A 12,328-nucleotide genomic window follows, 5' to 3' on the forward strand; every position below is an offset into this window, starting at 1 on the left:
CCTCTACAGGTACCGCCCCAGTGTCACGAAGATGGCGCCGGCCACCACCAGGAGCGTACCCACGACCACGGTGGGGGTGGTGCGTTCGACCTGCCGCAGGAGGATGCTCGCGAGGATCACGGTCCACACCGGCGAGGTGGCGGCGATGGGCGACACCACCACCACCGGACCCGCCGCCAGGGCGAAGAACAGCAGCAGGATCGCGCTGGTCTCGCACACTCCGGACAGCGTCAGAGGCACGATCGCCTTGGGGTGCCAGACCACCTTCTCCCGCGGCAGCGGCAGGGCCAGGTAGGTGCTGAAACAGCCCAGCGACACCACGCCCACCACGGCCGCGAAGAAAAGCGGCTCGTCGGCCAAGGTCATGACGTAGCGCCGCATCGGGTGCACGGTGGACGTGATGAGCGAGGTGGCCGCCGGCAGCACGAGGTACCAGCGGCGAAAGCCCGGTACCAGTTCGTCCATGCGCCAGGACGTGAGGCCCGTGCCGATGACGATGGAGGCCACGCCGAGGAGGTTGAGCGCGTTGGTCTCCTCCCCGAGGATCATGACGCCGATGAACACGGTGAGCATCGGGTACGTATTGCGGAGGGTCACCGCCCGGGAGACACCGACCTTGGAGATCGCCAGGTAATGGCAGAAGCGCAACAGCGTCTGCAGCACGCCGGTGATGATGACCAGATAGAGCGCCTCCGGCGGAACCGCCGGAATGCCACTGGTGAAGAGGACCACAACCGACAACCCCACCGCGTGCACGATGAGGGACAACAATACAGCGGTGTTGGGAGTGGAGTAGCGCAGCCCCAAACGGGCCGAAACATTGGCGGTGGCGTAGGAGAACGCGGTGAGCAGGGCGAGGAGTTCGGCGATCATCACATTTCGCGCGGCAGAGGCTGGGCACGTCGTGCGGGCGGGCCGGGGCGGACCGGTGGAGTGGAGCCCCGCGTCGTTCCTTGACGTAGCCCGGAACCCGCGGAAATGCGAACGCGGAAGTTGACAGCGCCCGACGGTCATGGCAAGTCAGCACTTCGCCTTCCAAGGCCATCGGACGATAGTTCAAGGGATTCAAGGGGTTTCTATGTGGGAAGCTGCCATAAGCGCGGCGGAAAGGCTTTTTTCCCTGGGCCCGATCCTGGCGATGCTGGTGATGCTGCCCATCGCGCTGGTGTCGGGGCTCATGCCCGGGGGGAACCTGCCCATCGCGGTGGTGCTGTTGGGCTTCGCGGGCTACGTGGACCCGTGGATCACGGTGACCGCGGTCGTGTTCTTCCTGGCGGCCAGCGACATCACCGAGCCCGTGCCTTCCATCCTCATGGGAATTCCCGGCGCGCGCTCGGCCCAGGCGACCATCCTCGACGGCTATCCCATGGCGCGCCAGGGACTGGCGGGCGTCGCCCTCGGGGCCAGCTACATGTGCACGCTCGTGGGCGGCATCATCGGCGCGGTCGCGCTGTTGCTGGCGCTGCCCGTCTCCCGTGAGCTGCTGCGGCTCTTCGGCGCCGCCGAGTTCTTCCTGTTGTCACTGCTCGGCCTCATGTGCGTGGCCATCGTCAGCTCGGGAGCCTTCGTCAAGGGCATGCTCACGGCCTGCTTCGGCCTCGCCATCTCCATGATCGGCTTCTCCGTCATCGGCGGCAACACCCGCACCACCTTCGGCTTCGACTACCTGTGGGACGGCATCCCCCTGGCTCCCGTGGTCATCGGACTGTTCGCCCTGCCCGAGGTCATCGACCTGGTGGTGTCCAACACCCCCATCGCGCGGGAACGTCTCGAGACCATGCTCAAGGAGGCGGACAAGGACGTCTACAAGGGCATGCGCGAGGCCCTCAACAACAAGTGGCTGCTGGTGCGCTCGTCGCTCATCGGCACCTTCGTGGGCATGATGCCGGGCATCGGCTCTTCCGGGGCGCACTGGATCGCCTACGCCCAGGCGCGCCACACCGAGAAGGGCGCCATGGAGACCTTCGGCAAGGGCGACGTGCGCGGCGTCATCGCGGCGGACTCGGCCAACAACTCGGTGGACGGGGGCGTGCTCATCCCGACGGTGGTGTTCGGCATACCGGGCAGCGGCGGCATGGCCATCATGCTGGCGATCCTGGTGTTGTCCGGGGTCCAGCCCGGTCCGGCCATGCTCACCGAGCACCTGGATCTCACCATCAGCCTCGTCTACACCATCGTGCTGGGCAACGTCATCGTCGTGCCCATCATGCTCTACTTCGCCCCTTACATGACGCGCATCGCCGCCGTCTCCCCCAACATCCTCGCGCCCATCATCATCGCGCTGGTGACCCTGGCCGCCTTCCAGTCCACCTATTCCATGGAAGACCTGGGCCTGGTGCTGGCCTTCGCCGTGCTGGGCCTGTTCATGAAGCGCTACGGCTGGCCGCGCCCGCCGATCCTCATCGCCGTGGTGCTGGCGGACATCGTGGAGAAGTACCTCTGGCTGTCGGCCAACAGCTACGGCTGGGCGATGTTCCAGCGCCCGCAGTTCCTGACCATCATCGCGGTGATGGTGTTCGTCATGGTGGTGAGCCTGCGCATGCAGCAGGGGGCCAAGAGGGCGGCGGAGGAATCCGCGAGGGAAACGGGCGATACCGCACCGGAGTAGGCATGATGGAAGAAGGCACCGAGATGAACGCCGGCAAGGGGACCGCGGGGACGCCGCGCGGCTTCTCCATGGAGGTGGTGGGAGAGATCATCCTGCTGGCCGTGGTCGGCTTTTTCTTCATCTACATGTTCGTCGAGTCCTTCTCCTGGCCCGAGGGCTCGGCCCTGATGCCGCGCATCGCCATCGGGATAGGAACGCCTTTCTGGTTCGCGCGGCTGTTCGTCCTGATACGCAGCGCCCGTGAGACATCATCCGAGCAGATCATGGACCTGGGCTTCCGCACCGGCGCCGACCCCCGGGGCGAACGACGGCGATTCGCGCGCATCTGCCTCTACATCCTGGCCCTCTACGGCGCCATCTGGCTCGTGGGATTCCACATCGCCATCCCGCTGGGCGTCTTTTTCTACGTGCTCGTCTACGGCCGCGCCGGGTGGATCTGGTCCACGGTCCTGGGGCTTCTCTTCCTGGCGCTGATCGTGGGGGTCTACGACCACTTCCTCCACGCCACGTGGCACGACCCGCCGCTCCTCAGGCTGTTCTGGGGGTGACCCGGACGCGAAAACGGCCATCCGCCAAGTGACGGATGGCCGTTTTCTTTGCCCCGAGGGGCGGTTGAAGCCGGCGGAGGGTCCGCCGCTTCCGAAGAGCCCGGACTACTTGATGCCCATGAGGTTCTTGAGCAGCTTCTCGCCGTTCGGCGTCAGCGTTTCGTAACGCTTGAGACCCGCCTGGAAGTCCTCGGCCGTGCCCAACGCGACATCCAGACCCGCCACCGCCGCGGCCTTCAGGAACCCGGCATCCTTGGTGGTGGCCTCGAAGGCCTTCTTCCACACGTTGTAGACGTCATCCGGTGCCCCGGGCTGCAGCACGAAGATCCGGCTGAACGTGTTGAACTGCTGCGCCACGAGGAAGGCGTTCTTCTGCTCTTCGGTGGGTTTCACGACGTCGAAGATGTGCGGCACCTTGGTGGCTCCGAGCTTCCCGATCCAGTCCTTGGAGGGCTCCTTCTCCCACCAGAAGATGGGCGCTACCTTCTTGTCGGTGATCCACTTCGGGAACAGCCGCGGCACGTTCTCCTTCACGCAACGGTCGACGCCTTCCATCTCGTCGCGGTCGAAGGCGGCCATGATCTCGGACGTACCGCCGTAGCCGTAGACCATCTTGATGGGACCGCCCAGCTCCTGCACGAACTGGGGTCCGATACCGAATGCCGCGCCCGGGGCGTTGCCGCCGCTGGTCACGGGTTGGCCGCGCTTGACCAGATCCGCGTAGCTGGCGCCGATGTTGCGGCGTACGCACCAGATGCGCGGCACCGCGCCGGCGCTCGGGCTTCCCAGCACGCGCACCGTCTTGAGATCGAAGTCGGGCACGTCCGTGCCGGCCAGCTCACGCTGAACGAAGCGGGGATGCAGCAACCCCAGTGTCAAGCCGTCCGGCTTGGCCTTCATGGCCCGGCGCAGCCCGCGAAGCTGGCCCGCTCCCGGAACGTTGCGGACGATGAAGGACGGGTCCCCCGGCAGATACGCTGTCACGAACCGTGCCACCATCCGGGAAAACGTGTCGTAGCCGCCGCCCGGGGCCGAGCCCACGATGATGGTCACCGGCTTCGACTCGAACAGCGTCTTCAGTTCCGCGTCCGAGCGCTGCGCCCACGCGCCCGCCGGGACCAGCAGCGAGGCCGCCAGCACCGCGGCGAAAACGCCGGCGACGATCCTTGGCGATCCGCTCTTTCCGTTGAACAACTTGGAAAACATGCATACCTCCTCTGAAAGTTTTGACCATGCGAGGCGCCATGCCACCAGGTCGGGGCAACAAGTTAACACAGGGCCGCTCCTATCGACAAACATCATTTCGCCAACGCCGCCCTCCGGCCCAAGGTCAGCAGCAGCCCGCACACCAGCACGCCGATGAGGCTCATGTACATGCCGCGGTAGCCCACGAGCGCGATGACGCCGCCGGCCACCGCGGCGCCGAGGCCCGAACCCAGCGGAAAGGCGATGGAGAAGGTGGCCATGGCGACGCCGCGGCGGCGCGGGTCGGCGCGCTCCATGGCGAGGGCGAGGGTGGTGGAGACGCCCATGGCGTAGCCGAGGAAGAAGAGCACCCCGGCGGTCATCATCATGGTCACGTCTCGCGCCAGCAAGACCAGCCCGACCCCGGCCATCTCCAGGAGGTAGGCGCCGACCACCGCGGGCACGCGGCCGATGCGGTCGGAGACCCGGCCCAAAAGCGGGCGGCCCACGAGGCTCGCGCAGCCGATGGCCACGAAGTACCAGCCCAGGCTGTCGATGCCCACCTCCCGGGCGTAGAGGACGATGAAGGAGGTCAGGCCGGACCAGGGCAGGTTCAGGCAAAAGAGCAGCAGCGCCACGAACACGATGGAGCGGTCGAACCAGGTACGGTCACGGAACGGCACCCTGGCGGCGCGCGCGGGCGGGCCTCCCGCCTGTCGCTGAACGCCCCGCCCGCACACGTGGGCGAGCAAGGCCCCAAGGAGCGCCACGGCGCTCGACAGCACGAAGACGCTCGCGTAGCCGCCCGCCGGCAGCTCGATCATCCACAGGGCCACGGTGGGGAAGAACACCGAGGAGCTGGCCTGGATGCCCGAGTAGTAGCCGCTGGCCTCGCCGCGCCGGTCGCCGGGCACGGCGGCCGCCAGGAACGCGTAGCCGCTGGTGTTGATGCCGGCCCAGGAAAAGCCCCGGAGGATGTTGGCCGTGAACGCCCCCTCGACGTAGGGGACGATGAAGATGAGCACCGTCAGGCACAGCCCGACGCAGCTCAGGCTGAGGACGAAGGTCTCGCCGCGGGTATCCACCCAGGTGCCCAGCAGAGGACGGATGAGGATGCTGCTGGCGCTGAAGACCGCCAGCAGCAGGCCCACCGTAAGGGGCGAGCCGCCAAGATGGTCCACGTAGAGCGGCAGCGTGGGCGTCAGCAGCGCGTGATGGCCGTAGGCCAGGAACTGCGACACGCACAGCAGGAGGAACGTGCGCGTCCAGAAGGAAGGCCTCGCCGCCTCACCGGGCATGGGCGGTGCGGCACCGGGTTTTCCGGACGGCGCGGCTTGCTCAGCTATGGCGCTTCACCCAGGAGAGGATGACGTCGTTGGTGCCCTCCGGGTCCTCCCAGAAGAATCCGTGGGTCTGCCCTTCCAGGACCTTCAGCTCCGCGCCCGGAATCCGGTCCTTGAGCACCTGGGCCTGCGCCACGTGGTTGCTTCCCAGGGTGTCGCCGTCGCCGATCAGCACCATGGTCGGGCAGCGCACGTCGCCCAGCCGGTGCGTGCCCTCGAAGCTGTGCCGCGCCATGACCAGTTGGATGAACTCCGGCAGCTTGGCGTGGGTCTCCCAGGCGAGCTTGAAGAAGGCTTCCACGTCGGCGCGGTGCGACTTCCGGTAGGCGTCGGTGAAGAAGGTATCGGTCTCCACGATCTCGTCGTAGACGAACTTCTCGAAACCCATCCGCACCATGTCGTGGACCCACTCGAAGGGCAGCCCCGGCACGCAGTCGGGGCCGGCGCGGCCCGCGGTGCCCGAGCCGGCCGCGGCCATTATCAGGCTCTTGATCCGCCCGGGAAAGTTCTGCGCCAGGGACAGGGCGATGCGCCCGCCCATGGAATGGCCGATGAAGTGGGCCGACGGGCAGCCGATATGGTCCATCAGCGCCACGATGTCCATGGCCATGAGCTCGATGGTGTAGACGCTCTGCTGCGCCACCGAGCGCCCGCAACCGCGCGGGTCATGAAAGATCAGGTTCAGGGAGTCCTCCAGCGGCATCTGCGAGGGCTTCCACACCGCGCCGGAATAGGCCGTGGAGGGCACGAAGATGAGCGGTTCTCCCTGGCCGTGGGTCTCGTAGTAGAGGTCGACGCCGGTGGGCAGCTTGACGTTGGGCATGGGTGCGGTCCTCCTATGGACAGGCGAAGAACGGGCGGCCGCGGAACGCCGCGGCCACGGCCGGGAGGCCGTCACGCTCCACGGAATCCACTGCCCCCCCTTATGACACGGATCGACCCCCTACCGCTAACGGCTTGCTCCCGCGCGCTTGACAGGTATACCTGTATTAGACATATGCACTGTTCACGGTGGACGCGCGGAGGGGCGCACACCGTGGATTCCCTGCCGTCGTCCGGACAACAGTGCGGAAAGCAACATGGGTAAAGCGCTCATCATCGCGGAGAAGCCGTCCGTGGCCGCCGACGTGGCCAGGGCCCTGGGCGGCTTCAAGAGACACCAGGACTACTACGAGAGCGACGACTACGTGTTGTCGTCCGCCGTGGGTCACCTGCTGGAGCAGACCCCGCCGGAAGGGGTCGAGGCGAAGAAGGGCAAATGGAGCTTCGCCAACCTGCCGGTGATTCCGCCCTACTTCGATCTCAAGCCCATTCAAAAGAACGCGTCCCGGCTGAAGACGCTCGTCAAACTGATCAAGCGCAGGGACGTGGATGCCTTGGTCAACGCCTGCGACGCCGGGCGCGAGGGCGAGCTGATCTTCCGCAACATCGTGCGCCACGCCAAGGCCAAGAAGCCCGTCAAGCGGCTGTGGCTCCAATCCATGACCCCGGCCGCCATCCGCAACGGCTTCGTCGAGTTGCGCGAGGACGAGGACATGCAGCCCCTGGCGGATGCCGCCCTGAGCCGCTCCGAGGCCGACTGGCTCGTGGGCATCAACGGCACCCGCGCCATGACCGCGTTCAACTCCAAGCCCGGCGGGTTCTACAAGACCACCGTCGGGCGGGTGCAGACCCCCACCCTGGCCATCGTCGCGGAGCGCGAGGCCGCCATCCGCGACTTCAGACCCGAGCCCTACTGGGAGGTGACGGCCAGTTTCCAGGCGGAAGGCGGCGAGTACCAGGGACGCTGGTTCGACGAGAAGTTCAGGAAGAAGGACAGCGAGCCCCACGCCCGTCCCGAGCGTATCTGGGAAGAGGCCGCGGCCGAGGCCATTCGCGACAGGTGCCTGGGCCAGGCCGGAAGCGCCACCGAGGAAAGCAAGCCCACGCGGCAGGCGCCGCCGCCGCTGTTCGACCTCACGAGCCTCCAGCGGGAGGCCAACGCGCGCTTCGGCCTGAGCGCGAACCGCACGGTGCAGATCGCCCAGGCGCTGTACGAGCGCCACAAGGTGCTGACCTACCCGCGTACCGACTCGCGCGCGCTGCCCGAGGACTACGTGGGCACCGTCAAGGACTCGCTGCGGATGCTCAAGGACACGAGCTACGCGCCCTTCGCGGACAACATCCTGGAACAGGACTGGGTCAAGCCCAACAAACGCATCTTCAACAACGCCAAGGTATCGGACCACTTCGCCATCATTCCCACCACCGAGGCGCCCAAGCGCCTCAACGACATCGAACAGAGGATCTACGACCTCGTCACCCGGCGCTTCCTGGCGATCTTCTACCCCGCCGCCGAATACCTGGAGACCACCCGGATCACGCGCGTGGAGGGCGAACCCTTCCGCACCAACGGCAAGGTCCTGGTCAAGGCCGGCTGGCTCGAGGTGCACGGCCGGGACAACGCGCAGAAGGGCGAGGAGCCCACGCTGGCGCCCCTGCGGGCCGTGTCCGCGGACGCGGGCGCGGCGGATGGCGTCTCCAGGGACGTTCCCGGCAACGGCGGTGCCGCCGGCGCGGACCCCACGGGCGCGACCGCCGGGGCCGTGCCGGTGGACACCACCGGCGTCGAGGTCAAGCAGAACCAGACGCGGCCGCCCGCGCGCTTCACCGAGGCCACGCTGCTCGGGGCCATGGAGGGCGCCGGCCGGCTTGTGACCGACGAAGACCTGCGCGCGGCCATGGCGGGCAAGGGGCTGGGCACCTCGGCCACCCGCGCGTCCATCATCGAAGGGCTCATCGACGAGGACTACATCGTGCGCGACGGCAAGGAGCTGCAGGCCACGCCCAAGGCCTTCATGCTCATGGAGTTGCTCAACGGCCTGGGCGTGCGGGAGCTCACCAAGCCCGAGTTGACCGGCAACTGGGAGTACCAGCTCTTCCAGATGCAGGGCGGCAAGAAAAGCCGCGACGAGTTCATGGGCGAGATCGCCGAGATGACCCGGCAGATCGTCGACCGCGCGCGCCAGTACGAGCACGACACCATCCCGGGGGACTTCGGCTCCCTCGCGGCCCCGTGCCCCAAGTGCGAGGGCGAGGTGCACGAGCGCTACCGCAACTACCAGTGCGCCAACTGCGAATTCAGCCTGCCCAAGATCCTCGCCGGACGGCTGCTGAGCACCGAGGAGATCGAGACGCTCATCGGAAAGGGCCAGATCGGGCCGCTTCAGGGGTTCCGCAGCCGGCAGGGACGGCCCTTCGCCGCGGTGCTGAACCTGTCGCCCGAGCACAAGATCGCCTTCGACTTCGGCAACGACACGCGCAACGGCGCGGGCGAGGGGGAGCCGCAAGCGGACTTCAGCGACCAGGAGCCCCTGGGCAAGTGCTCGCGCTGCGTCGGCCGCGTGTTCGAGCTGCCCATGCGCTACGTGTGCGAGAACGCGGTGGGCGACACGCGCACCTGCGAATTCAGCTCCGGCAAGATCATCCTGCGCCAGGAGGTGCCGCGGGAGCAGATGATGAAGCTCCTGGCCGAGGGCAGGACCGACCTCCTGACGGGCTTCGTCTCCGCGCGCACCGGCCGCTCCTTCAAGGCGTTCCTGGTGATCAAGGACGACAAGGTCGGTTTCGAGTTCGAGCCGCGGCCGCCGAGGAAGACCGCCGGAACCGCCGCCGACAAACCCGCCGCCAAGGCCGACTTCTCGGGTCAGGAGCCCGTGGGCAAGTGCCCCCGTTGCGGCGGCCGGGTCTTCGAGTGGCAGTCGCAGTACCTGTGCGAGAAGTCCCAGGCGGACCAGAAACCCTGCCGCTTCAAGTCCGGCACGGTCATTCTGGAGCAGCCCGTAGATCGCGTCCAGATGGCCAAGCTCCTGACCGACGGCAAGACCGACCTTCTGCCGGAGTTCGTCTCCTCCAAGTCCGGCCGGCAGTTCGCCGCCTGGCTCGTCCTCGACGACAAGGGCAAGGTCGGTTTCGAGTTTCCGCCGAGGGAGTGAGCGCCCGCCGCGGCCGCCCCGTTTATCCTTGCAGAAATTCCCGGATGGCTTTGAACGATGCCTCCGGGTTGGCGAAGAAGTAGCTGTGGCGCTCCCCGGGAAGAATCGCCAGGCGAGCGCCGGGGATGCCGTCGGCCAGGATGTCCGCCGAGGTCCGGTGGTCCATGTCGCTGGTGACGCTGCGGTCGTCCTCCCCCACCAGGATCAGGGTGGGAACGGTGATGTCCTTCAGCCGGTAGCTGGTGTCGTGCTCCTGGCGCGCGATGACGTGGCGCAGGTAAAACTCAGGCGGGCACGGGTTGGACATGCGCACGTCCAGATAGGCCTGGATGCGGTCCGGGTTCTGCCGGGCGAATGCCTCGGTGAAACCCACCGCCACGGAGCTGTCGCTCACGTAGCGCTCGTAGCCCATCTCCACCATCTGCGTGGCCAGCTTGAGGGGTATCCCCTTGGTGTCGGGGAACGACGCTCCGCTGGACGCCAGGATCAGTTTGCTCACCTTCCCCGGATGGTCCAGGGCCAGGAGTTGCGCCACCCGGCCGCCCATGGAGTGGCCGCATACGACCGCATCGCCGGCACCCACGTGGTCCATGATGGCGGCGACGTCATCGGCGAACATGTCCGTGCTGTACTTGATGGACGGCTTGCCGGAGCGGCCGGTGCCGCGGTAGTCGAAGGTGATGCACCGGTGGTCCCTGGAGAACTCCGGCACCGGGTACATCTTCCACACGTCGCCGTCGCACGCCGTCTCGCTGATGAAGACGAAAGGACGGCCCTCGCCCGTCACTTCGTAGTAGAGTTCCACGTCATCGCGTTGCAGAATCGGCACGGCTGGAACCTCCTGTGTATCTCGTTGCAGAGCCCGGATGTTGTTCGGCCAGGTAACGCCTACGAAAGACCATACAGAGCGGCCGGGTTGTCCCCCAGGATCTTGTCGGCCTGGCGGGGGGTGATGACGCCCTCCTCCCCCATCTCCCGCAACACGCTCAGGGTGCGAATCTCGGCGGACTGGTCCGCGTGGCTGTAGTCGGTTCCCGCCACGAGGTTGTCCTCGCCGCAGTGCTGGATGAGGTACGGCAGGTCCTCCACCGTCTGGCACGCCACGTAGAACCGCGACTCCTTGAGCAGGTTCGTGCTCAGGTCGAACGAAAACAACCAGCGGGAACGCTCGTGACGCGCGCGCAGCTCCGCCAGCGCAAACGGCACCCACGAGGCCATGGCCTCGATGAAACCCACCCGCAGCTTGGGAAACTTCGCCGGCACCTCGGCCATGACCAGCGAGTTGAAAGCGTCGATGACCGGCGTGGTGATGTTGTGAAGGCTCAGGATCGTGGCGTCGGCGTCGGTGAGCGTCGGGTCGCCCGTACCGGTGTGGACGCACACGGCCATGTCGAGGGCCTCCGACTCCCGGTACAGCGGAAAGAAGTAGGAGTCCCCCGCGCGCCGGTTGCCGCATTCGAGCCCCTTCTTCATCCACCCGCAGGCGCCGTTCTCCCGGGCGAAGCGCATTTCCTTGACGGCCTCGTCCATGTCGCCCATGGGCAGGAGAGCCACCCAGCGGAGGCGGTTGTCGCTGAGCTTCCAGCGGTCAGCCATCCAGCGATTGTAGGCCCTGCGCAGCGCGTGCTCGATGTCGTCCCGCGGCCTCCAGCGCAGCAGGAACGTGGTCGGATAGCACACCTGGACGTCGATGCCGAGTTCGTCCATGTGGCGCAGGCGCGCCGCCACGTCCAGCAGCTCGCGCGTCTCCACGGTGGTCTCCGTGCGCTTGTCGTCCCGGACGCGCCGCACCAGGAAGCGCCCGTCCACGCACCAGTAGCGATTGTAGCCCTGGGGCTGCGTGCCGCCGGAGCTGGCGGGATCCTGCATCACCGTGACCGGGGTGTGCCGCTTGTAGGCCTCGTCGATATAGGCCCAGGTTTCCTCGGTCTCGTCCACGTGCGCGTCTGCGTCGATGACTGGCATGGCGCCCAAGATAGGACCGGGGAAGGACAGGTGTCAAGCATCTCCGGCGGGTTCCAGTTAATGGCGCCACAGACGCCTTTTTCGGGCGAGAACCCCCTCAAGCCGCCGCTGTCCCCGCTTCTGATCCCCATCCCCGTCGGCGCCGCGTCGCTGTGCATCCAGTTCATGCGCCGGACCTGCGGCTACTACCGGCGCTGGCAGGACGCCCGAACCGCTTCCACTCGGGCATGGGCAACACCATGCTCCAGGTGCTGGGCGACTGGCTCGGCAGCATACCGGGACGGCTGTCGATCCTGGGCATCGCCTTCGCCACCCTGTTCGCCACCATGAGCGGCTCCTCCCTCGCCAGCTCCACGGTCATGGCCACCGTGCTCACCCCTGAGATGGAGAAGCAGGGCTACAAGAAGCCCATGAGCCTCGGACGCATCCTCGGCGGCGGCGGACTCGCCATGATGATCCCGCCCAGCGGGCTCGCCATCATCCTCGCCGCCATCGCCAAGATCTCGGTGGCCAAGATTCTCATCGGCGGAGCGATTCCGGGGCTCACGCTGGCGGCCCATTGCGTCGGGAATGGAGCAAGGACCCGGAGTACCGGGAAGCCTATGATCGTCTTGAGCCGGAATTCGCGTTGTCGCGCATGCTGATCGAGGCCCGCACGCGTGCCGCACTGACGCAGGCGGAGTTGGCCGAACGCATGGAGACGAC

10 protein-coding genes are annotated in these 12,328 nt (G+C 66.9%); 4 read left to right on the plus strand and 6 right to left on the minus strand.

Features of this window, described 5'->3' with window-relative positions:
* Positions 1-3: 3 nt before the first annotated feature.
* Positions 4-873: a GRP family sugar transporter gene (locus OXF11_18060; GenBank protein ID MCY4489003.1), complete on the minus strand. Its 870-nt coding sequence runs from the start codon at positions 871-873 to the stop codon at positions 4-6.
* 205 nt (positions 874-1,078) lie between these two features.
* Between OXF11_18060 and OXF11_18065 the strand changes: the two genes are divergently transcribed.
* A complete protein-coding gene (locus OXF11_18065; GenBank protein MCY4489004.1) occupies positions 1,079-2,608 on the plus strand; it encodes a tripartite tricarboxylate transporter permease in 1,530 nt (509 codons plus the stop codon).
* Between the two features lie 2 nt (positions 2,609-2,610).
* Positions 2,611-3,156, plus strand: a complete 546-nt coding sequence (locus tag OXF11_18070; GenBank protein ID MCY4489005.1) for a hypothetical protein — start codon at positions 2,611-2,613, stop codon at positions 3,154-3,156.
* Between the two features lie 105 nt (positions 3,157-3,261).
* On the opposite strand, the gene OXF11_18075 is transcribed toward OXF11_18070, so the two are convergent.
* The 3 genes from OXF11_18075 to OXF11_18085 form a co-directional block, all read right to left on the minus strand.
* On the minus strand, positions 3,262-4,362 hold the full coding sequence (locus tag OXF11_18075) for a hypothetical protein (GenBank protein MCY4489006.1): 1,101 nt from the start codon (positions 4,360-4,362) through the stop codon (positions 3,262-3,264).
* A 92-nt stretch (positions 4,363-4,454) separates the two neighbouring features.
* Positions 4,455-5,639 (minus strand): MFS transporter, encoded by a 1,185-nt coding sequence (locus tag OXF11_18080; protein MCY4489007.1) that lies wholly within the window; start codon positions 5,637-5,639, stop codon positions 4,455-4,457.
* A 40-nt stretch (positions 5,640-5,679) separates the two neighbouring features.
* Positions 5,680-6,507 carry an alpha/beta hydrolase gene (locus tag OXF11_18085; GenBank protein MCY4489008.1) on the minus strand — a complete coding sequence of 276 codons (828 nt, stop codon included), beginning with the start codon at positions 6,505-6,507 and terminating at the stop codon, positions 5,680-5,682.
* A gap of 256 nt (positions 6,508-6,763) precedes the next feature.
* Here OXF11_18085 and OXF11_18090 point away from each other — a divergent pair, with 256 nt between their 5' ends.
* Entirely contained in the window at positions 6,764-9,658 is a 2,895-nt protein-coding gene (locus OXF11_18090) for a DNA topoisomerase III (protein ID MCY4489009.1), read from the plus strand.
* Between the two features lie 22 nt (positions 9,659-9,680).
* Here OXF11_18090 and OXF11_18095 read toward each other — a convergent pair whose 3' ends face one another.
* Together OXF11_18095 and OXF11_18100 are read right to left on the minus strand one after the other, a co-directional pair.
* Positions 9,681-10,487 carry an alpha/beta fold hydrolase gene (locus OXF11_18095; GenBank protein MCY4489010.1) on the minus strand — a complete coding sequence of 269 codons (807 nt, stop codon included), beginning with the start codon at positions 10,485-10,487 and terminating at the stop codon, positions 9,681-9,683.
* 59 nt (positions 10,488-10,546) lie between these two features.
* On the minus strand, positions 10,547-11,623 hold the full coding sequence (locus tag OXF11_18100; protein MCY4489011.1) for an amidohydrolase family protein: 1,077 nt from the start codon (positions 11,621-11,623) through the stop codon (positions 10,547-10,549).
* Positions 11,624-11,775: 152 nt separating this feature from the next.
* Here OXF11_18100 and OXF11_18105 point away from each other — a divergent pair, with 152 nt between their 5' ends.
* Positions 11,776-12,267, plus strand: coding sequence for a TRAP transporter large permease subunit (locus OXF11_18105; protein ID MCY4489012.1), 492 nt, complete (start codon positions 11,776-11,778; stop codon positions 12,265-12,267).
* Positions 12,268-12,328 lie beyond the last annotated feature (61 nt).

The organism is Deltaproteobacteria bacterium, from assembly GCA_026712905.1.
Lineage (GTDB): Bacteria > Desulfobacterota > Binatia > UBA9968 > JAJDTQ01 > JAJDTQ01.

Excerpts from the sequence above, each read along its gene's own strand:
- OXF11_18065 (MCY4489004.1), top strand. The coding sequence starts at position 1,079 with ATGTGGGAAGCTGCCATAAGCGCGGCGGAAAGGCTTTTTTCCCTGGGC.
- OXF11_18070 (MCY4489005.1), top strand. The coding sequence starts at position 2,611 with ATGATGGAAGAAGGCACCGAGATGAACGCCGGCAAGGGGACCGCGGGG.
- OXF11_18090 (MCY4489009.1), top strand. The coding sequence starts at position 6,764 with ATGGGTAAAGCGCTCATCATCGCGGAGAAGCCGTCCGTGGCCGCCGAC.
- OXF11_18100 (MCY4489011.1), bottom strand. The coding sequence starts at position 11,623 with ATGCCAGTCATCGACGCAGACGCGCACGTGGACGAGACCGAGGAAACC.
- OXF11_18085 (MCY4489008.1), bottom strand. The coding sequence starts at position 6,507 with ATGCCCAACGTCAAGCTGCCCACCGGCGTCGACCTCTACTACGAGACC.
- OXF11_18075 (MCY4489006.1), bottom strand. The coding sequence starts at position 4,362 with ATGTTTTCCAAGTTGTTCAACGGAAAGAGCGGATCGCCAAGGATCGTC.
- OXF11_18080 (MCY4489007.1), bottom strand. The coding sequence starts at position 5,639 with ATGCCCGGTGAGGCGGCGAGGCCTTCCTTCTGGACGCGCACGTTCCTC.
- OXF11_18060 (MCY4489003.1), bottom strand. The coding sequence starts at position 873 with ATGATCGCCGAACTCCTCGCCCTGCTCACCGCGTTCTCCTACGCCACC.